We start from the raw sequence: 23,093 nt of genomic DNA, 5'->3' as shown, positions 1-23,093 counted from the left end.
CATGCCCATGAATCCTGACCTGAAAGCCAGCGCGCCCGAGCCAGTGCCTTTTCCCTTCACAGCCCTAGTAGGCCAGCAGGCCTTGCAGCGCGCTTTGTTGGTGGTGGCGGTAGACCCCGGCATTGGTGGTGTGCTCATTGGCGGGCCGCGTGGCACGGCCAAATCTACCGCCGCGCGCGCTTTGGCTGCCTTGCTGCCGCAGGCCCCGTTTGTCACCCTGCCGCTGGCTGCCAGCCTGGAGCAACTGGTGGGCACGCTCAGCATTGAAGACGCCTTGCAAAGCGGCGCGGTGCGCCTCTCGCCCGGCCTGGTGGCGCGGGCGCATGGCGGCGTGTTGTATGTGGACGAGGTGAATTTGCTGCCTGACGCGCTGGTCGATGCCTTGCTGGACGTAGCCGCCAGCGGCGTCAACACCGTTGAGCGCGACGGTATCTCGCAGCGCCACGCTGCGCGCTTTGTGCTAGTGGGAACCATGAACCCGGAGGAGGGCGAGCTGCGCCCCCAGCTGCTGGACCGCTTTGGCCTCTCGGTATGGCTGCACAACCCGACGGATGCGGCAGAGCGCCAGCAGATCGTGCGCAGCCGCTTGCTGTTTGACGCCGACCCCAGCGCCGCGGCCGCATGCCATGCCGACGCCCTGCAAAACCTGGCCGCCAGCGTGCTGGACGCGCAAGCCCTGTTGCCCCGCGTGCAGTGGCCCGACGACGCACTGGCCCACGCCGGTGCACTGGCCCTGGCCGCTGGGGTGGACGGTGTTCGGGCCGACTTGGTCATGCTGCGCGCCGCCCGCGCATCCGCCGCACTGGACGGGCGGGATGCGGTGACGGTGGCCGATGTGGATGCTGTGGCCGAGCTGGCCCTGCACCACCGCAGGCAGGTTGAAGCGCAACCACCTGCGCCACAAGCTTCTCAAAAGCCACAAGCCCCTGCTGCTCAAGGCCAAGACGTCAGCAATGCTCAGCCCGAATCAGCCGGTGCCAGCGGTGCCGATGGCGATTGGGGCGCTATGCCCCCCGTGCCCGTGGGCACCGTGCGGCCTGCGGCTGCAGGAGTGCTCCCACCAAAAAAAGCCTGAGCCACCCCGGCCTTGCGTCCCAGAGTGCGGCGGGCGGCGGGCGGTGGCGCGCAGTAGCTTTACCGACTGGTGCCCATGCACCCGCGGTGGCTGCGCGCGCGCCATCCGGCCCCGCAACACCGCGCGGTGCCATCGCCTGGCTGCCCACCCTGCAAGCCAAAGGCCGCAGTGCCTTGGCTGCACAGCACCTGCGCTGGCGCGAGCCCCAAGCCAAGCCATCCACCTTGCATTTGCTTCTGCTGGACACCTCCGGCTCCATGCGCCAAGGCGGCCGCCTGGCGCGGGCCAAGGGCTACGCGGCTAGTGTGCTGGAGCAGGCCGCCCGCGCAGGCGACCATGTGGCGCTGCTGTGCTTTGGCGGGCAGGGGGTAGAAGTGCTGGTGCCCCCCGGCCCCGCACGCCGCGCCGCCGCCGTGCGGGTGCAACAGCGCGGCGGCGGTGGCGGCACGCCCTTGGCGCAGGCCATGGCCGCCGCTGATAGCTTGATGGCCCAACATCGCCGCGTGCGCGGCACCAGCGCCAGCACCGCGTCGACGGTTCTATGGCTGCTGACCGATGGCCGTACCCCGGAGCAACCCCAAGCCCCGCAGGGTGCGGATCAACTGGTGGTGGTGGGCTTTGACGACGCCAAAGTCAGGGTAGGGCGCTGTGCCGACTGGGCTGCACGCTGGGGTGCAGAATACCGGCAGGGCGCATATTTGCTATAAAATTGGAAGCAAATAGCGCAATAAATACGTGGGCTAGGGCCTGATTTGACTACCAAGGGCGCAACATGCTGCTAACCGACATTGCCGTAGAGCACACCATTGCACCACCCAAGGGGGGGCTGAGTGTGAACGTCGTGCTGCACCCGTTTACCAACACCCAGCGCGATTCGCTTGGCAAGTTCGAGATCGTCCGCACCGTGCGCGAGCCGGGCGCCAAAGACGTGAAGCGCTCCACCTTCGTGTCGTTTCACCGCCTGGCAGGGCTGTATGCCAAAGGGGTGCTCGACGAATATGGATTCTTAGTTCGCATGTTTGTGCCGAGCGGCAATTACCCCGCCGTGACTCCCATCGGGAAACTACTGCCCACCCACATCAAGCCATGCGCTCCGTTTGCGCTTGCGGTGCAGGGGGGGGGGGCGAATGAGGCTACTCGGGAGTTGAGGACTGCATTGCTGCGGACGAGCGTGAACTTGTAGAAATGCTATGGATTTGGGAGCTGATTGCGCATATGCCATGGGCGCTGGAGGCACTTTTCATGCATAAATGCAGTCGTGATAGCGCCGGGAACGTCTTCCAGTGCCTGATTAGGTACTACGCGCGGACGGCCATTGACCAAGTGGGCCACCTCGTCGGCTGGCTTGGGGCGAGCTGACAGCTACAAGCAGAATTGAAATGTTTTAACAATCAATTTGGGAAGTAAAAGAATGACCATTGCACCTGAACTATTGCCCATCTACAAGAAGGTATTTTTTCCATACGCTAACGAAGCCGTTGAGAGAATGCAGGCCCAAGGTGGTCGATTTGCGTACTACACGACTGCGGCGACGGCGATGTTGATACTAAAAAGTCGAGCAATGTGGATGCGAGGCACGATGGTTATGAATGACTCTTCAGAGATAGAACATGGCCTTTCGTGTGTATTGAGTGCTTTGAAATCAGACGTTGGCTCTCAGCTAGAAAAGGTATTGGATAAGCAATATCCAGGGCTGACCAAAGAGGTTGTAGATTCCTTTGTCGCATGGGCTCCAGGCTTTAGTAGTGACACATTTATCCTTTGCCTGTCTGAGCATTTTTCACCGGACGATGCCTACGGCCGTTTGTCGATGTGGCGTGCCTATGGAGGTGAAGCAGGGGTCGCCTTAGTCATAAACGGTAATGTTATGTTCCGGGAGAGTGATGCTCTCGCGGCCTACTCAATGCCAGTCGCCTATCTAGATGAACGTGGTTTACGGAAAAAATTGACTGAATTAGTGAGTGGAATCGGCATGAACGTCGATCTCCTCAAGGCGATTGGTCGCCAAGCCACATGCAACGCCATCTTCAACATACTTCGCTTCGCAACTGTTTGTACCAAGCATCCCGCTTTTGAGGAAGAGCGTGAGTGGAGAGTTGTAGCGTCACCCGCTCTTCAGCGCAGTCCACTGGTCCCAGTAACAGTCGAGGCTGTAGGCGGTATTCCTCAAAGGGTCCTAAAAATCGAGCTTAAAGACCATCCTGATCAAGGATTGATTGGACTTGAACCTGACAAGCTTGTCGATCGAGTGCTTATAGGTCCATGCGAGCATGCTGACGCGATAGGGTAGGCCTTGTTGATGGGCCTAACTGATGCCAGCGTAAGCGACCCTGGCAATAGGATATATAGGACTGGGATTCCATTGCGCCCCAATCAACGCTGACATTTCGGATTTTCCTAACTTGTTTTTGTAATGGTGGCATTCCTGTGGAGAATTATTTGCTGCTTGGATCATTAGTACTGGGCCTTGTTTTTCAGTAATGTTTGTATGTTTATTTGTGTATGTCTCTATTGCAAATATCATGCAGTTGATTCATATAATTTTTCGCTTCTTAAGTTCTTCCGCTCGTTGCTCTGTTCTCTCCTTTAAATCAATTTCTCGCTCTATGAGGGAGTCAAGTTTTTCAGTGTATTTTTCAATACTCATTGATTTGCGCTGATGTTTTAGTTTGGTAATTTGTTTTTGGATGTGGGTGAAGCGTATTTTTAGACTGGAAATGTTTTCCTCTTCATGTAATTTCCATGTGTTGTGAAGTATCTGTGCCTTTAAAACAATAGCCGCAGCTACTAAACTGCCCCCTATTGCTGCAGTGCTCACTTCTATTGCAATTATAGCTGCGGGGATGCTTGAAACTAAGGAATTGTCAATATTTGCTAAAGGTTGTAATATGGATTTTGATAAAGCTGCAAAAGCCATAAAAATAATACCAATAAAGAGTATCCAACGTGGCCTCGAGAATGCGGATGCACCAATAGCTTCATAGGTAATCCATATGAAAAAAGCCTGAACAATAATCGTAGGCAAAAGGAATAAGATAATTGAGTCGGTCATAAATCTATCGTGAGTTAAAATCTATCTTGGAGCGAGCGACGTACTTACTAAAGCGTTGGGGCTGGTTAAAGCGAATTGATATTCGCAACTGCTTTTGATTCTGGACTATCAGTCCCCCGCCTCATCAAATAAATATCCATCACCCACCCATGCGCCGCGCGCGCAGCTTGGCGTTCTGCCTGAATTCGTTCGCTCACCTCGGTCAGCGGCCCGGCGATGCAGATTTGTTGGGGCATGCCGAGGTAAGCGCCCCACCAGATGGTGATGCCCTCGGGCGGCAGGTGTTGAAAGGCGCAGTGGCCGTCCAGCATCACGGCGATGGTGTCGGCGCTCTCGGGCCAGCCGTGGTCGCGCAGTTGGCGGCCGGTGATGATGGTGACCGGGGCGTTGATGTCGTTGAGCGCAATGGCGTGGGCGGCGGTCAGCGCTTGCAGCGCGGTAATGCCGGGCACCACCGACACCGCCAGCGGCACTTGCAGCGCCAGCCGGTCTGCAATGCGCAGGGTGCTGTCATACAAAGACGGGTCGCCCCACACGAGCAAAGCTACGCGGCCCCCCTCGGGCAAATGGGCGCGGATTTTCTCTAGCCACACTTCGGCAATGGCGTCGTGCCAGCGGTTGACGGCGCCGGGGTAGTCCGGGTCGTGCGCGTCGCGCACCGGCATGTCGAACTGCACCACCTGCGTGGCTGGGTTGGTGACCAGCTCTTGGCACAGCGCCAGTCGCAGCTCGGCCAGGTCGGCTTTGCCTTCGCCTTTGTGCGGCACCAAGATGAGGTCGGCTGCGTTCAGTGCTTTTACGCCCTGGCGGGTGACGTGGTCGGGGTTGCCGGTACCAATGCCGACCAGGCACAGCTCTACCTTGGCACCCACATCTACAGCGGCTGTCATTCGGTGCCCGCCGGGAAGCGGGGCGCGGTGCCCAGCGGGCGGTAGCGGCGGTCGTAGTCGCCTGCGTAGAGGCGGCTGTGGGCAAAGTCGCCTTCGCCCAAGTTGGGGCCCAGCGTGTGGCCCACCAATATCAACGCGGTGCGCTCCATGCCTTCGCCAATAGCCGCTTCGATGGTGGCCAGCGTGGCGCGCACCACGCGCTCATCCGACCAGCTGGCACGCCAAACCACGGCCACCGGGCAGTCCGCGCCGTAGTGGGGCGACAGCTCGGCCACCACGCGCGGCAGCACATGGATGGACAGGTGAATCGCCAGCACCGCCTGCGTGGCCGCAAAGTTGGCCAGCGACTCAGTGTCGGGCATGGCGGATGCGCGGCCCGAAGTGCGGGTGAGCACCACCGATTGGCTCAGGCCCGGCAGCGTCAGCTCGGCCTCTAGCGTGGCAGCGGCGGCGGCAAACGAAGGCACCCCCGGCGTCACGGTGTACGGAATGCCTAGGGCCCGCAAGCCGCGCAGCTGCTCGCCCATGGCCGACCACACCGACAAGTCGCCCGAATGCAGGCGGGCCACGTTGTGCCCGGCGGCGTGCGCGGTGCTGATTTCTTCAAAAATTTGCTCCAGCGACAACGGCGCGGTGTTGACGATGCGCGCACCGCTCGGGCAGTGAGCCAACACGCCCTCGGGCACCAGCGAGCCGGCATAAAGGCAGACAGGGCTGGCAGCAATCAGGTCGCGCCCGCGCAGGGTCAACAGGTCGGGTGCGCCGGGGCCGGCGCCAATGAAGTGAACAGTCATGGGAAGGTATTTTCAGTGAAAGCCAGTGCCGCTGTTGCCATGCGGTCGGGGCAGATGCTGCGGTGGCCCAGCAGCGTTGCGCCGGGGCCTGCCGCTGCCAATGCAGCCGACTCGGCCACGCTGTGGGCGCCGTAGCGCGCGGGCACGTGGGCGCTGGGGGCAGCGGGCTGCTTGGCCAGCGCGGGCAGGGCGATGGGGTGGATGGGGACTTGCAATTCGGCCGAGAGTTGCAGCAAGGCGGGGTGCTGGGCTTTGTCGGCGGCGGTGGCGAGTGCGGTCAGATGGGCCAGGGTGATGGTTTGTCCGCTTGTTGTGGATGCTGCGTCCAGCGCGCTCTGCAAGGCGCTCTGCAGCGACGACACTTCGCATCCGGCTCTAAAGCCCAAGCCCGCCACCAGCGTCATGCGGACCATTCATTGAGGTGGGTGGACGCCAAGCGCGCGCGGTTCACAGCGTCACGCTCCATTGCACCACCGCGCGGCTGGGCTGCCAGCCGCGCATGCGGCCCAGGGGCGCGGCCTGCGCTAGCTCAATGCGCAGCAGCTCGCCGCCGTGTTGGGCGTGCAGTTGCATCAGGGCGGATTCGGTTTCCAGCGTCACCGCGTTCACCACCAGACGTGTGCCTTGCGGCGCGGCGGCTTGTAGTTGGGCAAACAGCGCCAGGTCGAACCCGCCGCCTACAAAAATGGCGTGGGGTTTGGGCAGGCTCGCCAGCAGGTCGGGCGAGTGGCCGTGGTGCACCGTCAGGCGGTGGTCTATGCCAAAGTTTGCCGCGTTGCTGCGGATGTTGCTCACGCGCTCGGCGTGTTGCTCCACCGCGCTGCTGGTGCCACCGGCCAAACACCACTCCACCGACACCGAGCCCGAGCCCGCGCCCAAGTCCCACAGGTGTTCGCGGGGGCGGGGGGCGAGTGCGGCCAAAGTCAATGCGCGTATGGGCGACTTGGTGATTTGCCCGTCGCTGGCAAAGCCTGCGTCTGGCAGGCCGGGGCTGCGAGGCTGGCCTTTGAAGGTGTTGTCGGTGCTGGCTACGTGCACGGCCACAGCGACTGGGGCTTGGATGTCCGCAAAGTCAAGTGCGGCGGCTGTGGTCTGGCGAACGCGCTCACGCGGGCCGCCCAGGGCTTCTAGCACCCACACGGTAGATGCGCCGCAGCCTTGGGCGGCGAGCCATTGGGCAAATTCGCCCACGGCTGCGGCATCGCGCAGCAGGCAGAGCAGTTGCGCGCCGGGGTGCAGGCTGCTTCGGGTGCGCTCAAACGGCGCGGCGTGCAGGCCAAAGCAGTGCACGGCCTCCAGCCGCCAAGCAAGGCGCGAGGCGGCTAGTGCAAAAGTAGACGGCGCGGGGTGGGCCACCCATTCGCCGGGCTGCAAATGCGCCGCCAGGCTGCCACCCGCTCCAAACCAAAACGGGTCGCCCGAGGCCAGCACCACCACCGGCTGGCCGCGCAGGGCGAGCACGGGCGCCACGTCAAACGGCACCGGCCAAGCAATGCCACGGCTGCCCACTTCGGCCAGTGCCAAGTGGCGCGGCCCGCCGAATACATGCTCAGCGCGGGCCAGTGCCGAGCGGCTACCATCGCTCAGACCATGCAGACCATCTTCACCCAACCCAATGACAGTTAGCCAAGGTTTAGACAGCCCAGGTTCAGACATGGCGCGCGGCTCCTTGCGGGTGTTGTTGTTGGGCGGCACCACCGAGGCCAGCCGCTTGGCGCAGGCCTTGGCGCAGGCCGGGGTGGACGCGGTGTTTTCTTACGCAGGCCGCACCGATGCGCCCATCGCCCAGCCGCTGCCCACCCGCGTGGGTGGCTTTGGTGGGGTGGCGGGCTTGCAAGCCTTTTTGCAGGCCGAGCGCATCAACCATGTGGTGGACGCCACCCACCCTTTTGCCGCGCAAATGAGCAGCAATGTGGTGCAGGCCTGTGCAGCCGCTGGCGTGCCCTTGCTGGCGCTCGAGCGGCCCGCTTGGCAGGCGCAGACCGGCGATGTGTGGACGCTTGTGGCCGACATGGCTGCCGCTGTGCAAGCCTTGCCCGCTGAGCCCGCCCGCGTGTTTTTGGCCATAGGCAAGCAAAACCTGGCGCCGTTTTTGGCCTGCAGTCAGCACTGGTACTTGTTGCGCTTGGTGGACCCTGTGCTGGACTTGCCCGCAGAGCGAGGCCATGTGGTGCTGGACCGTGGGCCCTTCACCTTGCAGGGCGACAGCGCCTTGCTGCAGGCGCATGGCATCACGCACATCGTCGCCAAAAACTCCGGTGGCGCGGGGGCCGAGGCCAAGCTGGTCGCCGCCCGTGAGTTGAGCTTGCCCGTCATCCTGATAGACCGGCCGCACATTCCCAGCCGGCCCACCGTGGGCAGCGAGCCCGAGGTGCTGCGCTGGTTGGGCGTGTCGGGCCATTGAGCGTTTCATAGCGCCGAGCGCGGGGTGTAGACAAAGCGGCCCACGTGGCGAGTGGCGCTGTTGCCCACGATGACCACGGTGCGCATGTCTGCCATCTCGGGGGTGGCGTCACCCAAGCACACCGTAAGCAGCTTTTCCTCTGGGGTGCTCACGGCCCGGGCAAAGGTGATCAGGCGTTCCGGGCCGCAGGCTTCCAGCAGCACTTGCAGCACGCGGCCGAAGGTGTGCGGGCGGCTGGCAGAGCGGGGGTTGTAAAACGCCATGGCAAAGTCGGCCCCGGCGGCGGCGCGCACCCGGGCTTCAATTAACTCGGCGGGTTTGAGGTTGTCACTGAGGTTGATGGCGCAAAAATCGTGGCCCAGGGGCGCACCGGCTTTGGCTGCGGCGGCCAGCATGGCTGTGATGCCGGGCAACACCCGAATATCGAGCGCCTGCCAGCCGGGCCGGCTTTCCAGCGCTTCAAACACGGCAGCTGCCATGGCAAATACGCCGGGGTCGCCAGAAGACACGATCACCACCTGCCGGCCCTCGGCGGCCATCTGCAAGGCGGCGCGGGCGCGGTCCATCTCGACCCGGTTGTCGGATGCGTGCAGCGTCAGGCCGGGGCGCGGCGCAATGCGCGCCACGTAGGGGATGTAGCCCACGATGTCGGTGGAGGCCTCAATGGCAGCGGTCACTTCGGGCGTGACCAATTGCGCGTCGCCCGGTCCCAAGCCGGCGATGCAAAGCGTGCCTGCGGTCTGGGGCGCAGTCATTCCTGCACCTCGGGGCGGCGGCCTTGGCCGTGCACCAGCACGATGGCGAAGTAAGGGCAGTCGGTGCCGTCCACGTCCGCCAGCTTCATGACGCGCTCTCCGGGCATGGTGCCGCGCTCTACCAGCCAGGCTTGGTCCAAGCGGCCGGCTTTGGCCAGCGCGCTGCGCACGCGGGGCAGGTTGCGGCCGGTTTTCATAACCACGAGGGCATCGGCAGTTTGCATGTGGCGCACCAGCTCGTCCTCGGGCAGCGTGCCCATGAGCACCGTCATTACGTCGTCCCCCCAGGTGATGGGTACGCCGGTGGCAGACCAGCAGCCCACCATGCCGGGGATGCCGGGAATCACCTCCACCGTGGCGCGGCCTTGCAGCCGGGTGTAGAGGTGCATGAAAGAGCCATAGAAAAACGGGTCGCCCTCGCACAGCACCAGCACGTCTTCGGTCTGGGCCAGCGCGGCCAGGCGCTCGGCCCAGTCGTCATAAAACGTGGCCAGACAGTGGATGTATTCAGGGCTGTCAAAGGGCAGCTCGGTGGTCACCGGGTACTCCATCGGGTACTCGGTGGCGCCGGGCAGCAACATGCCTTCGACAATGCGGCGCGCCTGGCCGGGGCGGCCTTTTTTGCGGAAATAGGCCACGTGAGTGGCCGCGCGGATGGCGCGGTCGGAGCGCACGCTCATCAAATCCGGGTCACCGGGCCCCAGGCCCGCGCAGAGGATGCGTCCCATCAGATTTCCCTCCGGCTGGCGAGTGCATTCACTGCGGCCACGGTGATAGCGCTGCCGCCTAGGCGCCCATGCACCACCATGCTAGGGGCGGGCAGGTCGGCCATGAGCGCGACTTTGGACTCTGCCGCACCCACAAAGCCCACCGGGCAGCCAATGATGGCCGCAGGGCGGGGGCAGGCGGGGTCTTGCAACATATTGAGCAAATGGAAAAGGGCGGTAGGCGCATTGCCAATCGCCACCACGGCACCTGCCAGGTGCGGGCGCCACAGCTCCAGCGCTGCGGCGCTGCGGGTGGTGCCCATGCTTTTGGCCAGCTCGCGCACCGACGGGTCTTGCAGGGTGGAGATCACTTGGTTGTCAGCGGGCAGGCGGGTGCGGGTGATGCCTTCGTTCACCATGCGCACATCGCACAAGATGGGGGCGCCTGCTTCCAGTGCGGTGCGGGCGGCCTCGGCCATGCCCGCGGAAAAGCGCACATGGGCTTCCAGCCCGACCATGCCTGCGGCGTGGATCATGCGGACCACGGCCAGCTCTTCGATAGGGTTGAAGCGGGCCAGGTCCGCTTCGGAGCGGATGATGGCAAAAGACTGTCGGTAGATGGCGTCGCCATCGGTTTCATACGTGTGGCGCATGCAATCGTTGTTGCTCTAGGTAGGCGGCAATGCCTGCTGCGTCGAGGCCGGTGGCGTCGGGCGGGCTGTGGGCAGTGCCGTGGTCAATCAGGTGGTAGCCCGCGTCACTGGCCACCAGCGTGAGGGTGGCGCCGTGGTGGGCGCAGCCTTTGGTGCAGCCCGATACATGGGCTGTGCGGCCGGCGGGCAACAAAGGGGCCAAAAAACGGGCCAGCGCGCGGGTGGGGCCCAGCGCCTGGGTGCAACCGGGTGCGCCGGTGCAAGCCATGACGCGCAGGCGGGCATCGCCAGGCTGGGTGATCAGCTCTGGCAGGGCAGGCGCGGTGTGCACGCCTTCGAGCACCAAGCCGCGCCAGGGCGTGATGCGCAGGGGGGCTAGGGCGGCGAGCCGGTGCAAGGTGTCGGCGGGCAGCTGGCCGAATTCCAGGCCGACCACCATGCCGGTGGCGGAACGGCCCACGGTGGCGGCGTGTGCAGGGGCCTCGGGCACGCTTGTGGTGGTGAACGGTGTAGGCAGGGCTTGGCGTTGGAGCAGCCGGGCCATGCGGCCACGGCCGTTAACCACGCCACCATTGGCAACAAACCAGCGAGCCAGTTCCAGGGCTGTTTGCGCAGCGCGGTCCGGTGAAACACAGGCGCCAGTGCTGGCGCCATCGGCATAGACCAGCACCTGATCACGCTGGCGCTCCAGTCGGATGTCGGCAGAACCTGCCCTCAGCACGGGCTGTGTACCCAAATCAATGGCTAAACCGAATTTGCTAGGCAGGGTCGGGGCGTCGGGTGCTGCCAAAGCCTGGGTTAGGGCCTCGCAAACGGCAGGAGTGCCATCAGAGTCAGTCCAGAAAGGGCTGAGCAGCAGGTTGCGGCGGGCTTCGACGTCGGCACGCTCATCTAGCAAGCCCAAGTTGCGCAGGCCGTTGATCAGAGCGGGGTAGCTGTCGGGGCAGACTCCGCGCAGTTGCAGGTTGGCGCGGCTGGTGAGTTCTAGCACGGGTGATGCGTATTGCTGCGCCAAGCCAGCCAGCCCTTGCGCCTGCATGGGCGTGAGGCGCCCCAAGGTGGGTCGGACCCGCACCACCAGCCCGTCGCCGGACGGCATGGGCCGCAGCGCGCCGGGGCACCAGCCCTGAATGCGGGGCTCGCTGGCAGTGGAGGGGGAAAGATGGCTTTGCACGGGGGGAAACGCGTCGGTAACTCTCAAGTATCTCACTATCCCCTCGTTAAAAACCCCACTATGCATAACCAACCTTCATGCCGCCTGACGCACGTATGATCGTGCGCCCAACCCCGTTCCCAGTCCCGCACCAAGCCCCGTTTCGGCGCGATTACAAGATTCACACCTTCGATGACTACTGAATTCACCCCCCAGCATTGGGCCGGCGCCGTGGGCGTGGCTCTGATCGTCGCCCTCTGGGTAGACCGCCGCTGGGGCGAGCCGCGGGTCAAGTGGCACCCGGTGGTGTGGATGGGCAACTTTTTGGGCCGTGCGGGCGACCGTGTGCAGCGGCTTGCGCTGCAAGACCCTGATGCGCGGGATTTAAGGGTTTTTGTGCTCGCAGCCCTCATGTGGTTTGCGGGTGCTGCTCTGTTTTTGATAGCGGCTTTGCTATTGCAAGGGGTCGCACTTGAGTTGCCTTGGTGGGCTGCCGGCGTACTGATGGGCCTGCTGCTCAAGCCCGTGCTCGCACTGGCCATGCTCAAAAGCGAGGTGTGCGCCGTAGAGGCGGCGCTGGCCGAGTCGTTGGAGGCAGGGCGGGAGCGCCTGCGCTGGCTGGTGAGCCGGGATGTGACCCAGCTCACCGAAGTGCAGGTGCGCGAAAGCGCTATCGAGACGCTGGCCGAAAACCTGAACGACTCGGTAGTGGCGCCCATTTTCTGGTTTTTGCTGCTCGGTTTGCCGGGCGCGGTGCTCTACCGCTTTGCCAACACGGCCGATGCCATGTGGGGCTACCCGGGTGTCTACAAAGGCCAAAACTGGGCCTGGGCTGGCAAGTGGGCCGCGCGTGCGGACGATGTGTTGAGCTGGGTGCCGGCCCGCATCACCGCGGTGCTGCTCTTGCTGGCTGCCGGCGGGCGTGGCTGGGGTTTGCGGAGGGAACTGCGCGCTGAGGCCCGCAAAACCCCCTCGCCCAACAGTGGCTGGCCCATGGCCGCCATGGCCTTGGTGCTGGGCGTGGCCTTGCGCAAACCGGCGGTGTATGTGCTCAACCCCGAGGGGCGCGCAGCACAAGCGGCTGATACTGGGGCGGCACAGGTTTATGCATCAAAAGCAGTGCTGGCGCAGGTGCTGATTGCGCTGACAGCTCTTCTTTTGATAGCAATTGGGGTTTGAAGTGAGCTCGGCAATGCGAATCCACGGCGGGCCCGATGCAGGCGGGGTGGCGCTGCACGACTTCTCGACCAACAGCAACGCCTGCGGACCGTGCCCCATCGCCCTGGCCGCAGTGCAGTCCGCCGACGCGACCCGCTACCCGGACCCGCAGTACACCGCCCTGAAAGCGGCCTTGGCCACCCACCACAGCGTGGAGCCTTGGCGAGTGGTGCTGGCGGGCAGCGCCAGTGAATTCATTTTCCGTATCAGTGCATGGGTGCGCCAAGGGGGCGGGAGCCGGGTACACCTGCCGCAGCACGCCTATGGCGACTACGCGCATGCGGCGCAGGCTTGGGGCTTGCTGCCTTGCGCTTACGCCGATACCGCCGATCTGGTCTGGGCCTGCGACCCCGCGAGCCCCACCGGTCAGAACCACACTGGCTGGCCCCAAGTGCTGGACCGCAACACGCTGGTGCTGGATGGGGCGTATGCGCCCTTGCGCTTAAGTGGTGAGCCTGCGTTGAACGCAAAGCAACGCGAAGCTGTGTGGCAATTGTTTTCGCCCAACAAGGCGCTGGGGCTGACCGGTGTGCGTGCCGCCTATGCGCTTGCACCCGTGTATGCGCAAGCGGTTGCACTTGCGCTGGACGCCATGGCGCCGTCGTGGGTGCTTGGCGCCCATGGCGTAGCCATGTTGAGCGCTTGGGCAGAGGCGGACACGCAGGCGTGGGTAATCCAGAGTCTGGACACCTTGCGCCAGTGGAAGCAGCATCAAGTCAGCGTGCTCGAAAACGCGGGTTGGACGCTCATGCCCAGCGCTGCCAACTTTTTCTGTGCCCGCCCGCCTGCGGGCCATGATGTGCCCACCCTGTTGGCAACCTTGCGCGTCGGTGGCATCAAGCTGCGCGACGCAACCTCTTTCGGCTTGCCCGGCTGGGTCCGGCTGGGTGTGTTGCCTGTGCCTGCCGTGACCGAGTTGCTTCGGGTCACTTCGGCTGCAACCAATACAACACTCTGAAATATGACGGCTAAATGCATCATGGTGCTCGGCACCACCAGTGGCGCCGGCAAAAGCTGGGTGACCACCGCACTGTGCCGCTACTACGCGCGGCAGGGCCTCAAAGTAGTGCCCTTCAAAGCGCAGAACATGAGCAACAACGCGCGGGTCGTGTCCTCGGCCAGCGGGCAGGGCGAGATCGGCAGCGCACAGTACTTTCAGGCGCTGGCGGCCCGCACCGTGCCGGAAGTGCGCATGAACCCCTTGCTCCTGAAGCCTGAGCGCGACACCCACAGCCAAGTGGTGCTGATGGGGCAGGTGAGCCCGGAGCTGAGCGCCTTGCCCTGGCGCGGGCGCAGCCTGAAGGTGTGGCCGCAGATTGCCGCGGCGCTGGACGAGTTGCGCGCGGAAAACGATGTGGTGGTGATTGAAGGCGCCGGCTCGCCCGCCGAAATCAACCTTTCCAGCAGTGATGTGGTCAACATGCGGGTGGCCAAGCATGCCGATGCGGCCTGTCTGCTGGTGAGCGACATCGACAAGGGCGGCGCGTTTGCCCATTTGTATGGCACCTGGGCCTTGCTGCCTGAGGACGAGCGCCGCCTGATCAAGGGTTTTGTGCTGAACAAGTTCCGGGGCGATGCCAGCTTGTTGTCGCCTGCGCCCGAGCGGCTGCAGGAGTTGACCGGCGTACCCACGGTGGCGGTGTTGCCCATGTGGTGGCAGCACGGGCTGCCTGAGGAGGATGGCGTGTTTGACGACCGCAGCGTGGCGCGCGGTTCGGTGGACTTGACGGTGGCGGTGATTGCCTACCCGCGCATGAGCAATCTGGATGAGTTTCAGCCGCTCAAGAATATTCCGGGGCTCAAGTTGCAGTGGGTGCGCAGCCCCAGCGAGCTGGCGGGCTTGAAGCCTGCCGACTGGATCATCCTGCCCGGCTCCAAGCACACCAGTGGCGACTTGGCGTGGTTGCGCGCGCAGGGCTTGGATGCGGCGGTGGCGCTGCATGCGGGGCAGGGTGGGGCGGTATTGGGGGTGTGCGGGGGCTTGCAAATGTTGGGTGAGGCGCTGATTGACCCGCACGGGATTGATGGCAATGCGCCGGGCTTGGGGCTGTTGCCGTTGGTGACGGTGTTTGCGGAGGACAAGACGGTTCGTCATACGTCCACGCGTTTTTTGTCTGGTTTGCACTCGCCCGCGCAGGAAGGCGAAGCCGGGGGGCTCATGCTGCCAAATGCGCAGAAATCGCCCCCCGACTTTGCCTCCCCGCGCCCGGTGGAGCTCTCGGGTGACGCTTTACAACCTGCCTCTCCTTGGTTGGCCCTCGCTGGCGTACCTGTTGCTGGGTATGAGATTCACCACGGGCAAACGGCGCAGCATGTGGCCATGGCGGCGGCGGGCAATGTGGCGCAGCCGGTGTTGCCGGATGACTTGGGCTGGTGCAACGCGGCTAGTAACGTCATGGGTGTGTATTTGCACGGCATGCTGGAAGACGCGGCCGTTTTGCAGGCCTTGTTCGGCGAGCGCCTGCAGGGCGAGGTGCCCACGCTGGACAAGGTGTTTGACGGGCTGGCGGACTACATCGGCACGCACTTTGCGCCGGGTGTGTTGGATGGCTTTTTGAAGCCCTGAGCGGGGCGGCGCTGCTATCATCGGCCGCTTCAGGTGCCCCTTGTTACGGCTTGGGGAGAATCGGGAAGACGGTGTGAATCCGTCGCGTGCCCAACGCTGTAAGGATGATGACCCGCGCTGTATGCCACTGGCCGCCAAGGCCGGGAAGGCGCGTCGGGTCAGGTGATTCCGAGCCAGAAGACCGGCCTGATGTTGTTTATGCACAGCAAGGCCGGGCTGTGCTTCTTTGATTCAGCACAGGGGAATGCCATGAATACATCGCCGGCGCAGGCCGCACCGGGCTCTCACGCCCAAACTTCCGAAATTCACACTGACACTGCAGCCGCTTGGGACCTTGCTCTCGGGCGTGACAGCCTGGCCGATATTGTCGATCCTGCATTGACGCAAGCACTGCAAGACACGCTCAACAACAAAACCAAACCACTGGGCTCGCTCGGGCGCCTGGAAGATGCAGCGCTCAAAATCGGACAGATTTTGGGCAGCACCGCACCAGTGCTGGAGCAACCGCAAATGGTGGTGTTTGCGAGCGACCATGGGCTTACGGCCCGGGGCATCTCCGCCTTTCCGAGTGATGTGACTTGGCAGATGGTGGAGAACTTTCTGGCGGGTGGCGCTGCGGTGAGCGTGCTGTCCAAACAAAACGGCATCGCCTTGACGGTGGTGGACTGCGGTGTGAAGCACGACTTTCTGGCCGGCTTGCCCGCGGGCGCTACACGGCCCGGATTGCAGGTGCGCAAAGCGCTGGGTGCAGAGCAGGGCACAGCAGATTCGTCAGCCCAACCGGCCATGACCACCAGCCAGCGTGATCAAGCGCTGCGGCATGGCATGGCGCTGGTGAAGGGCCTGCCCGGCAATGCGCTTTTGTTGGGTGAAATGGGCATTGGCAATACATCTGCCGCGTCCATGTTGCTCTCGCGTTTGGGCGACTTGGACATTGCGGTTTGCACGGGTGCCGGTACCGGCTTGGATGCGCCTGCAGTGCAGCGCAAAACCGAGGTATTGCGCGAGGTGTTGGCCTTGCACGCTGAGGCGACCGCGCCGCTGGATGCGTTGGCCGCCTTGGGTGGCTTTGAGATAGCGACCATGGTGGGTGCCGTCTTGCAGGCGGCCCACGAGCGGCGGGTGATTGTGGTGGACGGCTTTATTGCCACCAGCGCCATCGTGGTGGCGCATGCCTTGCAGCCGTTGGTGTTGCAACGCTGTGTGTTCGCGCACCGCTCGGGCGAACGGGGCCATGAATTCATGTTGCAGCACTTGGGCGTGCAGGCACTGCTGGATTTGGGCTTGCGTTTGGGGGAAGGCTCCGGCGCTGCGTTGGCGTGGCCGCTGCTGCAGTCCGCTTGCACGGTTCTGCGCGACATGGCGAGCTTTGCGTCGGCCGGTGTGTCTGAAAAGTCAGACGCTCCGGTGTCGGTGGGCTGAGCCCGGCGCGCGGTAGCCATGCGCAGCTTCATCCGCCACTACCTGCTGGCCCTGCAGTTTTTCAGCCGCGTGCCGTTGACCGGCCGCTTGGCCGAGTGGGTGGGCTTCAGCCCGGCCATGCTGCGGGCAAGTGCTGCGCACTTTCCCGGGGTGGGCTGGCTCGTGGGCGGCGTGGTGGCGCTGCTTACGTGTGGTCTGTTGGCGCTTCTGCCTGCGGGTCCGTTTGCCCCCTTGGTAGCGGCCACTTTGGGCACCGCACTGAGCGTGGTGATGACTGGTGCCTTCCACGAGGATGGCTTGGCCGATGTGGCAGACGGGCTGGGTGGTAGCTACAACCGCGAGCGGGCGCTGGAAATCATGAAAGACTCCCGGGTCGGCGCTTTCGGGGCCATCGCCGTCATGCTGGCACTGCTGTGCAAAGTGGCTCTCCTGGCGATGTTGGGTTCGCTCAGCTCGGGCCTGATGGTGGCGGGCGTGTTTGCTGCGCATGTGGTGTCGCGCACCTGGCCTTTACTCACCATCCGGCTGCTGCCGCATGTGGGGGATAGTGCAGTCTCCAAATCCAAACCGCTGGCCGCACAGATCAGCCTGCCTGCTTTGGGTGTAGCCCATTTATGGTGTTTGATGGCTCTAGCCCTCGTCTTGATTGCGCCTGATGCTATGTTTTTCGTAGTAAAAGCGGGCGCTGCGTCCATCAGCCTGTGGCCTTTGTGGGGCTTGGCGGCGGTGTTCAGTGTGCTGAGCTGGGGCTGGATGCACCGCTGGTTTGCAAAGCGCTTGCAAGGCTTCACCGGCGACTGCCTTGGTGCCGCGCAGCAGGTCAGTGAGATTGCGTTTTACCTGGGTCTGGCGCTGGCTTGGGGGCTGGGGCCCACGGGTACCACGCCATGAGTTTGTGGATCGTGCGGCATGCCTTGCCCCTGATTGCGCCCGGTAGCTGCTATGGCCAACTGGACGTTCCGGCCGATGCAGCGCTGACAGAGTCAGCGGCCCTTGCAGCGGCCCAAGTGCTGCCCATGGGTGCCCGCCTGCGCTACTCGCCGCTACAAAGATGTGAGCGCCTCATGCAAGCGCTGTGTGCGCTGCGGCCTGATTTGGCTCTTGATTGCAAGCCGGATTCGCGGCTCATGGAAATGGGCTTTGGCACCCACGAGGGCACGCTGTGGGCCGATATCTCCGCGCAGCAGATGGCAGCCTGGACCGACGATTTTGCGCACCACGCATTCGGCGGCGGCGAAACGGTGGCCGGGTTTATGGGGCGGGTAGCTGAGGCCTGGGACGCCTATCGCAGCAACACCGGGAATCACGAGGTGTGGATCAGCCATGCGGGTGTGGCCCGGGCTGCGCAGTTAATCAGCAAAGGCCAACGCACGATCACGCACGCCGCCGAGTGGCCGGTGGCCGGCCCGGCATTTGGCGAGTGGGTTTGCCTGTAGCAAACCTTCACGGGCTTGTGTCACACTGCCACCGATTTTTCAATTCACTCTAGGAGATGGGGATGGGACTATTTGATTCCGTACTGAGCGCCGTGGCGCAAAACGGTGGCTCCGGCGGCCTGCAAGACATCATGGGAATGGTGCAAGGCAACCCGCAGCTCATGCAGTTGGCCAGTCAGTTGCTTGCCAACGATGGCAGCCTTGGCGGTTTGCAGGGTTTGGTCAGCAAATTCCAGGAAGCGGGCCTCGGCGAAGTGGTGGCCTCGTGGATTGGCAGCGGTGCCAACCAGCCGGTCTCTGCAGACCAGTTGACACACGTGTTGGGTGGCGACGCCCTGTCTGGCTTCGCTCAGCAGTTGGGTTTGAATTCCGGCGATGTGGCAGGTCAGCTCTCCAGCATGCTGCCCGGTTTGGTGGACAAGCTCACGCCCGGCGGCACGTTGCCGACCGGAGGCTTGGGCAACGCGGGTGATTTGTTGGGTTCTTTGGGCGCACTGCTCAAGGGCTGATTCGCAGCAACACAAGAAAAAAGGCTCCCTGTCGGGGAGCCTTTTTTGTGGGCGGTAGCCGCCTTGAGCACGTACCTTACTGCAGCAGGGCAGAGATATCGCTGAACTGCTCGGGGTCCGGCGCGGAGTCGATGAGTTTTTGGGCGTCCAACCCCAGAAAGTCCATGACGTGTTGGGGCGAGGCTGCAATGGCCGCTTGCACCTCCGCGAGCGTTTTGCCTTTGTCGGCCCACAACGCGCCCAAGTGCACCACAGCACATAGTTTCGACGGGACCGCCGCAGCCAATGGAGCCGCGCAGTGGGTCAGGGCGTGCACCACCTCGTCTGGGAAATCCCAGCGACGTGCGATTTCGCCGGTGATTTCACCTTCGTGGTGTCCGACCAAGCGCTGTTCACGGGCCCAACGCTCACCGGGCTCGCAAGGTTTGGCTTCCAAATCAGCGATCACTGCTGGGGTGTGCAAAGCGACCAAGAGCTCGCCGAGCCGCAACATGGTCGCGGTTAGCCAAGATTGCTGCTCGTCCAGCTTGAGCTGGTGGGCTAAAAATTTAGAGTACCCCGCACTCACCATGCTGTAGCGCCAAAACTCCAGCCGGTTAATGCCATCCGGCAGCTTGAAAACCTGCGACATGCAGATGCCCAGTGCTCGCGCCCGGATTTGCGACATGCCAACTACGCTCACCGCAGTGTCCAGTGTCGTCACTGTCCTTGACAGGCCGAACAATGCACTGTTCGCCATGCGCAGCAGGGTGGTGGTGAGCGCGGGATCTTTGGCGATGATGTCGCGCACCGTCACCACGTCCGCGTCGTCGTCGGTGAGGGTGCGAATGAGCGCTTGCGCGACCTCCGGCATCACCGGGAATTTGACCGCTTGGATAAAAGTATTGATGTCCGGCATAAAAGCTTTTTGTACTGGGCTACCCTCCGCGAAGGTCTCGCGGTTCACCCCTTCAGTTTATATCCGCAATACGCATGAACGGAGCATGACTGGCACAAAGGTTTACGTGCTTGGCACACGTAGCGGCCGTGCAAAATTAGCCAGTGGTGCGCATCGACCAAATAGCGGGCCGGAATACGCTTGAGCAGTTTGAGCTCTACCGCGAGGGGTGTTTTTCCCGGCGCTAGGCCAGTGCGGTTACCGAGCCGGAACAAATGGGTGTCGACCGCCATCGTGGGCTGCCCGAATGCGACGTTAAGCACCACATTGGCCGTTTTTCGGCCCACGCCGGGCAGGGCCTCCAGCGACTCGCGGTCGGCAGGCACCACGCCGCCATGTTGTTCAACCAACATGCGGCAGGCTTCCATCAGGTGCTTGGCTTTGCTGCGGAACAGACCTATCGTTTTGATGTGGTCTTCAAGACCCGCAATACCTAGATCTATTATTTTTTGAGGCGTGTTGGCCACGGCAAAAAGCCGTCGGGTGGCCTTGTTCACCCCCACATCCGTGGCCTGTGCTGACAAAAGAACAGCTGCCAACAACTCAAACACCGAACTGAACTCCAGTTCAGTTTGGGGGTGAGGGTTGGCAGCTTGCAGGGTGGAAAAGAATTGTTTTATCTGAGCAGGTTTCACAGACTGGTCACATTGATGAAAGTTTCTTGTGCCGGAAATTTGGCGTGCATCCAGTCATTGTCCAGCATCAACGCGGTGACGACATCGGCAGGGAGGGTGTCGATCACTTCCGGGCCGTTGTGCTCGGTTTCGGCCATCAGGCCTGCAAGGTGTAAAACTCCTGCCAGGCGTGAGAAACCGTGGGGCGTGACCGGGTCGGCCGATTGGGCCAGTGCCTGCACAATCTGGGGCGGGAAATTCCAGCGGCGTGCCAACTCGGAGGTGATTTGCCCTTCGGTAAAGCCCACCAGACGGGCCTCGCGCTGCCAACGCACGCCGGGAATATGTGGCAGCTTTTCGATCTCTTGGAGCGCTCCGGGTTCCGCCTGCACGATTAGCAGCTCACCCAGACGCAGCATCATGCCGGTCAACCACGCCTCTTGACCGTCCATGCCCAGGCCTACGGCCAGCCACTGGGAGTAACCCGCGCAGGCCATGCTGGTGCGCCAGAATTCTTTGCGGTCCAAGCCTTCGATGATTGGAAAAGACTCAGACAGGCAGGCGCCCAGCGCTAAAGTACGGACTTTCTGCATACCGACCATGGTGATAGCGTCGTCGAGCGAGGAGACGCCGCGCGGCAGGCCAAACTGGGCACAATTGGCCAGTCGCAGAAGTTTGGCTGAGAGTGCCGGATCTTGGCTGATCAGGTCGCGGATCTCGGGTATCCCCACATCGTCGTCGTTGAGTGACCGAATGAGGGCGTGTGCAACCTCAGACATCGAAGGTAATTTGACGGATTCAAAAAAGGCCGCAAGCTGGGTCATGGTGGCTCCTGAGTTGATTGAATGACCGGGACACAGACAAAATTTACCTGCTTTTTGGCGGTTTGAAAATCTGAGTTTTTGCTAATTTTTAATATTTTTTGTTTGAAATGTGAATTTACATATGCTATTCGCTGATCGCCTGAACAATGTCGAGACATCTGCCATCCGCGAGCTTTTCAAGCTCTTGGGCAAGCCCGGCATCATTAGTTTCGCCGGTGGCTTTCCGGATCCGGCGCTGTTCGATGTGGAGGGTATCCGCGAGTCCACCGACGCGGTATTGAAAAACAACCCCGGCCCAGTTTTGCAATACGGTGCCACTGAAGGCTACCAACCGCTGCGCGAGGGCATCAGCCTGCACATGGCCGGCAAAGGCGCCACGGTTGCGCCCGACGGCCTGATTGTCACCACCGGCAGCCAGCAAGCGCTGGACTTGATTGGCAAGACCATGATTTCCCCCGGCGACAAGGTCATCATGGAGGCGCCTACGTTTCTGGCGACGATCCAATGTTTCAGGCTGTATGGCGCGCAGGTGATCGGTGCTCCGATCGATGCCCATGGGGTGGATGTCGACAAGCTCGAAGCCCTGATCGAAGAGCACAAGCCCAAGCTGGTGTACTTGATTCCGTCGTTCGGCAACCCGAGCGGCGCCATGCTGAGCCTGGAGCGCCGCAAACGCATTCTCGAAATCGCAGCCCGGACCCAGACCCTGGTGGTGGAAGACGACCCGTATGGTGAATTGTTCTTCGACCAGGCGCCTCCCCCCAGCCTGCTGGCCCTGAGCGACTCGGTGCCGGGAAGCCGCGAGTGGCTGGCGCATTGCGGCTCGTTCAGCAAGGTGTTGAGCCCCGGTTTGCGGGTGGGGTGGCTGATTGCGCCGCCCGCCTTGTTGAGCCGCGCCACTATGTGCAAGCAGTTCAGCGATGCGCACACCAGCAACCTGACCCAAGCCACCGCCGCCCACTACTTGACTCTCAATTGCCTGCCGACCGCGCTGGCTGCTGTGCGCGCTACCTATGCCGAGCGCGCCCGTGTGATGGCGGCCCGCCTGCAAGCCGAGTTGGGCGATGCGATTGCTTTTGATGCGCCACAGGGCGGCATGTTTTTCTGGGCGCGGCTGACCGGTTCCAACGGCAAGCCCACTCACGCAGGCGACTTTGCCAAACGGGCGATCGACAAGCTGGTGGCCTTCGTGCCCGGGGCCCCGTTTTACGCCCATGACCCGGACATGACGACGCTGCGCTTGAGCTTTGCCACGGCCGATGTAGCCAAGATTGAAGAGGGTATTGCCCGCCTGGGCCAGGCGCTGTAAGGCGCTTGGTTCACGCAGATGCTGACGCTGACGCCGCGCTGCGGTGTCAACGGTTGTCTCAGTACTTGAAGAGCTTGTGGACCGACACGACGCCGGGGTAGTCACTGAGCTGAACGCTCAGCTCTCCGCGGCTGATGATTACGCTTTTTACGGTCTGGCGCACACCGTTGTATTCGACCAAATCGCCCGCCTTGAAGGTGGGTGTATTGCTCGGCAGGTGGGGCGCACCACTGTAGCGCGGGCGGCGGTAGCCCGGCATGCGGCGGCCGACTTCATCAAACTCCTGGCCCCATGTTTCGAGCGCTTTGCCCATGGCGGTTTGCATGTCCGGCGCGGTGAATGGCTTGCGCAGCTGAAACATGGCACCGAGCGTCGCTGCACGACTGCCGAGTGCGTTGCTGAGCTCCATACTCATCAGGGCCCAACGCAGGCCGGGCAGGCGCGCCCGCAGGGTCTCCACCAGTTGAAGACCAGTAGTCGCCTCACGGCTGAAGCAGTCGGTGAGCACAAAGTGGGGCGCGATGTCACTGGCAAGCGCCAGTGCGGACTCTGCGGAGGCTGCGGTATGGATCCAATTGGCTTCAAACCCGTAACCCACGATCATTTTTCTGGCAAAAGTGTGGAGTGCGGGGCTGCTGTCAGCAACCAAAAAGCGTACGGCGGACATACAGTCGGGGGATAAAAAGATACAGCGGCCTTGATTTTATGTGGCGCTGCACCATTTCTCTGGAACATCGCTGTTTCTTTCTTATTCCATCGCCCAACGCACCCACTC

Annotated in this window: 26 protein-coding genes and 1 riboswitch; of the genes, 13 read left to right on the top strand and 13 right to left on the bottom strand. The window is 62.7% G+C overall.

Translation table 11 applies throughout. The features are described from left to right. Position 1: 1 nt before the first annotated feature. The 4 genes from U5L73_RS11900 to U5L73_RS11885 all read left to right on the top strand — a co-directional run bounded on the left by U5L73_RS11900 (position 2) and on the right by U5L73_RS11885 (position 3,365). Positions 2–1,075, top strand: a complete 1,074-nt coding sequence (locus U5L73_RS11900) for an ATP-binding protein (RefSeq protein ID WP_322562559.1) — start codon at positions 2–4, stop codon at positions 1,073–1,075. 86 nt (positions 1,076–1,161) lie between these two features. Further along, on the top strand, positions 1,162–1,782 hold the full coding sequence (locus U5L73_RS11895) for a vWA domain-containing protein (RefSeq protein ID WP_322562558.1): 621 nt from the start codon (positions 1,162–1,164) through the stop codon (positions 1,780–1,782). A gap of 65 nt (positions 1,783–1,847) precedes the next feature. Further along, a complete protein-coding gene (locus U5L73_RS11890; protein ID WP_322562557.1) occupies positions 1,848–2,258 on the top strand; it encodes a hypothetical protein in 411 nt (136 codons plus the stop codon). Positions 2,259–2,486: 228 nt separating this feature from the next. Beyond that, positions 2,487–3,365 (top strand): DUF2971 domain-containing protein, encoded by an 879-nt coding sequence (locus tag U5L73_RS11885; protein ID WP_322562556.1) that lies wholly within the window; start codon positions 2,487–2,489, stop codon positions 3,363–3,365. A 243-nt stretch (positions 3,366–3,608) separates the two neighbouring features. Here U5L73_RS11885 and U5L73_RS11880 read toward each other — a convergent pair whose 3' ends face one another. The 5 genes from U5L73_RS11880 to cbiE form a co-directional block, all read right to left on the bottom strand. Continuing rightward, positions 3,609–4,127 (bottom strand): hypothetical protein, encoded by a 519-nt coding sequence (locus U5L73_RS11880; RefSeq protein WP_322562555.1) that lies wholly within the window; start codon positions 4,125–4,127, stop codon positions 3,609–3,611. Between the two features lie 65 nt (positions 4,128–4,192). Next, complete coding sequence (gene cobF, locus U5L73_RS11875; protein ID WP_322562554.1) at positions 4,193–5,017, bottom strand: precorrin-6A synthase (deacetylating); 825 nt, start codon at positions 5,015–5,017, stop codon at positions 4,193–4,195. Next, entirely contained in the window at positions 5,014–5,811 is a 798-nt protein-coding gene (cobM, locus tag U5L73_RS11870) for a precorrin-4 C(11)-methyltransferase (protein ID WP_322562553.1), read from the bottom strand. The genes cobF and cobM overlap by 4 nt, the downstream gene beginning before the upstream one ends. Continuing rightward, complete coding sequence (locus U5L73_RS11865) at positions 5,808–6,215, bottom strand: cobalamin biosynthesis protein (RefSeq protein WP_322562552.1); 408 nt, start codon at positions 6,213–6,215, stop codon at positions 5,808–5,810. Before U5L73_RS11865 ends, cobM begins: the two co-directional genes overlap by 4 nt. Before the next feature lie 43 nt (positions 6,216–6,258). Further along, on the bottom strand, positions 6,259–7,467 hold the full coding sequence (cbiE, locus tag U5L73_RS11860; protein WP_322562551.1) for a precorrin-6y C5,15-methyltransferase (decarboxylating) subunit CbiE: 1,209 nt from the start codon (positions 7,465–7,467) through the stop codon (positions 6,259–6,261). On the opposite strand from cbiE, the gene U5L73_RS11855 reads away from it, so the two are divergent. Further along, positions 7,466–8,215: a cobalt-precorrin-6A reductase gene (locus U5L73_RS11855; protein WP_322562550.1), complete on the top strand. Its 750-nt coding sequence runs from the start codon at positions 7,466–7,468 to the stop codon at positions 8,213–8,215. The genes cbiE and U5L73_RS11855 overlap by 2 nt on opposite strands. A gap of 5 nt (positions 8,216–8,220) precedes the next feature. Here U5L73_RS11855 and cobJ read toward each other — a convergent pair whose 3' ends face one another. From cobJ to cobG, 4 genes are read right to left on the bottom strand one after another with little or no spacing between them, the layout of a single operon-like run. Further along, a complete protein-coding gene (cobJ, locus tag U5L73_RS11850; protein WP_322562549.1) occupies positions 8,221–8,970 on the bottom strand; it encodes a precorrin-3B C(17)-methyltransferase in 750 nt (249 codons plus the stop codon). After that, a complete protein-coding gene (locus U5L73_RS11845) occupies positions 8,967–9,698 on the bottom strand; it encodes a precorrin-2 C(20)-methyltransferase (RefSeq protein ID WP_322562548.1) in 732 nt (243 codons plus the stop codon). Before U5L73_RS11845 ends, cobJ begins: the two co-directional genes overlap by 4 nt. After that, positions 9,698–10,330 (bottom strand): precorrin-8X methylmutase, encoded by a 633-nt coding sequence (locus U5L73_RS11840; protein WP_322562547.1) that lies wholly within the window; start codon positions 10,328–10,330, stop codon positions 9,698–9,700. Before U5L73_RS11840 ends, U5L73_RS11845 begins: the two co-directional genes overlap by 1 nt. After that, entirely contained in the window at positions 10,314–11,531 is a 1,218-nt protein-coding gene (gene cobG, locus U5L73_RS11835) for a precorrin-3B synthase (protein WP_322562546.1), read from the bottom strand. The genes U5L73_RS11840 and cobG overlap by 17 nt, the downstream gene beginning before the upstream one ends. 144 nt (positions 11,532–11,675) lie before the next feature. Between cobG and cbiB the strand changes: the two genes are divergently transcribed. The 7 genes from cbiB (at position 11,676) to U5L73_RS11800 (ending at position 18,634) form a co-directional block, all read left to right on the top strand. Further along, a complete protein-coding gene (cbiB, locus tag U5L73_RS11830; RefSeq protein WP_322562545.1) occupies positions 11,676–12,662 on the top strand; it encodes an adenosylcobinamide-phosphate synthase CbiB in 987 nt (328 codons plus the stop codon). Between the two features lie 13 nt (positions 12,663–12,675). Further along, positions 12,676–13,659 carry an aminotransferase class I/II-fold pyridoxal phosphate-dependent enzyme gene (locus U5L73_RS11825; protein ID WP_322562544.1) on the top strand — a complete coding sequence of 328 codons (984 nt, stop codon included), beginning with the start codon at positions 12,676–12,678 and terminating at the stop codon, positions 13,657–13,659. Between the two features lie 3 nt (positions 13,660–13,662). Beyond that, positions 13,663–15,267 carry a cobyric acid synthase gene (locus tag U5L73_RS11820; RefSeq protein ID WP_322562543.1) on the top strand — a complete coding sequence of 535 codons (1,605 nt, stop codon included), beginning with the start codon at positions 13,663–13,665 and terminating at the stop codon, positions 15,265–15,267. A gap of 14 nt (positions 15,268–15,281) precedes the next feature. Further along, a riboswitch (cobalamin riboswitch) is annotated at positions 15,282–15,472 on the top strand. 44 nt (positions 15,473–15,516) lie between these two features. Beyond that, positions 15,517–16,689, top strand: coding sequence for a nicotinate-nucleotide--dimethylbenzimidazole phosphoribosyltransferase (gene cobT, locus U5L73_RS11815; RefSeq protein ID WP_322562542.1), 1,173 nt, complete (start codon positions 15,517–15,519; stop codon positions 16,687–16,689). Between the two features lie 18 nt (positions 16,690–16,707). Continuing rightward, a complete protein-coding gene (locus U5L73_RS11810) occupies positions 16,708–17,580 on the top strand; it encodes an adenosylcobinamide-GDP ribazoletransferase (RefSeq protein ID WP_322562541.1) in 873 nt (290 codons plus the stop codon). Continuing rightward, positions 17,577–18,125, top strand: a complete 549-nt coding sequence (locus U5L73_RS11805; RefSeq protein ID WP_322562540.1) for a histidine phosphatase family protein — start codon at positions 17,577–17,579, stop codon at positions 18,123–18,125. Before U5L73_RS11810 ends, U5L73_RS11805 begins: the two co-directional genes overlap by 4 nt. 62 nt (positions 18,126–18,187) lie before the next feature. Then, on the top strand, positions 18,188–18,634 hold the full coding sequence (locus U5L73_RS11800; protein ID WP_322562539.1) for a YidB family protein: 447 nt from the start codon (positions 18,188–18,190) through the stop codon (positions 18,632–18,634). Between the two features lie 76 nt (positions 18,635–18,710). Here U5L73_RS11800 and U5L73_RS11795 read toward each other — a convergent pair whose 3' ends face one another. Genes U5L73_RS11795 through U5L73_RS11785 form a run of 3 tightly spaced genes read right to left on the bottom strand, consistent with a single transcriptional unit; the run spans position 18,711 to position 21,009 of the window. Next, positions 18,711–19,532, bottom strand: a complete 822-nt coding sequence (locus tag U5L73_RS11795; RefSeq protein WP_322562538.1) for an HDOD domain-containing protein — start codon at positions 19,530–19,532, stop codon at positions 18,711–18,713. A gap of 44 nt (positions 19,533–19,576) precedes the next feature. Further along, entirely contained in the window at positions 19,577–20,206 is a 630-nt protein-coding gene (nth, locus tag U5L73_RS11790) for an endonuclease III (protein WP_322562537.1), read from the bottom strand. Then, complete coding sequence (locus U5L73_RS11785; RefSeq protein WP_322562536.1) at positions 20,203–21,009, bottom strand: HDOD domain-containing protein; 807 nt, start codon at positions 21,007–21,009, stop codon at positions 20,203–20,205. Before U5L73_RS11785 ends, nth begins: the two co-directional genes overlap by 4 nt. A gap of 121 nt (positions 21,010–21,130) precedes the next feature. On the opposite strand from U5L73_RS11785, the gene U5L73_RS11780 reads away from it, so the two are divergent. Then, positions 21,131–22,318, top strand: a complete 1,188-nt coding sequence (locus tag U5L73_RS11780; RefSeq protein WP_322562535.1) for a PLP-dependent aminotransferase family protein — start codon at positions 21,131–21,133, stop codon at positions 22,316–22,318. Between the two features lie 58 nt (positions 22,319–22,376). On the opposite strand, the gene U5L73_RS11775 is transcribed toward U5L73_RS11780, so the two are convergent. Then, positions 22,377–22,985: a response regulator gene (locus U5L73_RS11775; protein ID WP_322562534.1), complete on the bottom strand. Its 609-nt coding sequence runs from the start codon at positions 22,983–22,985 to the stop codon at positions 22,377–22,379. Positions 22,986–23,093: the final 108 nt, after the last annotated feature.

Source organism: Rhodoferax sp. (genome assembly GCF_034520025.1).
Taxonomy (GTDB): domain Bacteria; phylum Pseudomonadota; class Gammaproteobacteria; order Burkholderiales; family Burkholderiaceae_C; genus Allorhodoferax.
The sequence above is the reverse complement of the archived record's forward strand: the minus strand, read 5'-3'. Positions and strand labels throughout refer to the sequence as shown.

Excerpts from the sequence above, each read along its gene's own strand:
- U5L73_RS11900 (WP_322562559.1), top strand. The coding sequence starts at position 2 with ATGCCCATGAATCCTGACCTGAAAGCCAGCGCGCCCGAGCCAGTGCCT.
- U5L73_RS11890 (WP_322562557.1), top strand. The coding sequence starts at position 1,848 with ATGCTGCTAACCGACATTGCCGTAGAGCACACCATTGCACCACCCAAG.
- U5L73_RS11885 (WP_322562556.1), top strand. The coding sequence starts at position 2,487 with ATGACCATTGCACCTGAACTATTGCCCATCTACAAGAAGGTATTTTTT.
- U5L73_RS11880 (WP_322562555.1), bottom strand. The coding sequence starts at position 4,127 with ATGACCGACTCAATTATCTTATTCCTTTTGCCTACGATTATTGTTCAG.
- cobF (WP_322562554.1), bottom strand. The coding sequence starts at position 5,017 with ATGACAGCCGCTGTAGATGTGGGTGCCAAGGTAGAGCTGTGCCTGGTC.
- cobM (WP_322562553.1), bottom strand. The coding sequence starts at position 5,811 with ATGACTGTTCACTTCATTGGCGCCGGCCCCGGCGCACCCGACCTGTTG.
- U5L73_RS11865 (WP_322562552.1), bottom strand. The coding sequence starts at position 6,215 with ATGACGCTGGTGGCGGGCTTGGGCTTTAGAGCCGGATGCGAAGTGTCG.
- U5L73_RS11855 (WP_322562550.1), top strand. The coding sequence starts at position 7,466 with ATGGCGCGCGGCTCCTTGCGGGTGTTGTTGTTGGGCGGCACCACCGAG.
- cbiE (WP_322562551.1), bottom strand. The coding sequence starts at position 7,467 with ATGTCTGAACCTGGGCTGTCTAAACCTTGGCTAACTGTCATTGGGTTG.
- cobJ (WP_322562549.1), bottom strand. The coding sequence starts at position 8,970 with ATGACTGCGCCCCAGACCGCAGGCACGCTTTGCATCGCCGGCTTGGGA.
- U5L73_RS11845 (WP_322562548.1), bottom strand. The coding sequence starts at position 9,698 with ATGGGACGCATCCTCTGCGCGGGCCTGGGGCCCGGTGACCCGGATTTG.
- U5L73_RS11840 (WP_322562547.1), bottom strand. The coding sequence starts at position 10,330 with ATGCGCCACACGTATGAAACCGATGGCGACGCCATCTACCGACAGTCT.
- cbiB (WP_322562545.1), top strand. The coding sequence starts at position 11,676 with ATGACTACTGAATTCACCCCCCAGCATTGGGCCGGCGCCGTGGGCGTG.
- U5L73_RS11825 (WP_322562544.1), top strand. The coding sequence starts at position 12,676 with ATGCGAATCCACGGCGGGCCCGATGCAGGCGGGGTGGCGCTGCACGAC.
- U5L73_RS11820 (WP_322562543.1), top strand. The coding sequence starts at position 13,663 with ATGACGGCTAAATGCATCATGGTGCTCGGCACCACCAGTGGCGCCGGC.
- cobT (WP_322562542.1), top strand. The coding sequence starts at position 15,517 with ATGAATACATCGCCGGCGCAGGCCGCACCGGGCTCTCACGCCCAAACT.
- U5L73_RS11810 (WP_322562541.1), top strand. The coding sequence starts at position 16,708 with ATGCGCAGCTTCATCCGCCACTACCTGCTGGCCCTGCAGTTTTTCAGC.
- U5L73_RS11805 (WP_322562540.1), top strand. The coding sequence starts at position 17,577 with ATGAGTTTGTGGATCGTGCGGCATGCCTTGCCCCTGATTGCGCCCGGT.
- U5L73_RS11800 (WP_322562539.1), top strand. The coding sequence starts at position 18,188 with ATGGGACTATTTGATTCCGTACTGAGCGCCGTGGCGCAAAACGGTGGC.
- U5L73_RS11795 (WP_322562538.1), bottom strand. The coding sequence starts at position 19,532 with ATGCCGGACATCAATACTTTTATCCAAGCGGTCAAATTCCCGGTGATG.
- U5L73_RS11785 (WP_322562536.1), bottom strand. The coding sequence starts at position 21,009 with ATGACCCAGCTTGCGGCCTTTTTTGAATCCGTCAAATTACCTTCGATG.
- U5L73_RS11780 (WP_322562535.1), top strand. The coding sequence starts at position 21,131 with ATGCTATTCGCTGATCGCCTGAACAATGTCGAGACATCTGCCATCCGC.
- U5L73_RS11775 (WP_322562534.1), bottom strand. The coding sequence starts at position 22,985 with ATGTCCGCCGTACGCTTTTTGGTTGCTGACAGCAGCCCCGCACTCCAC.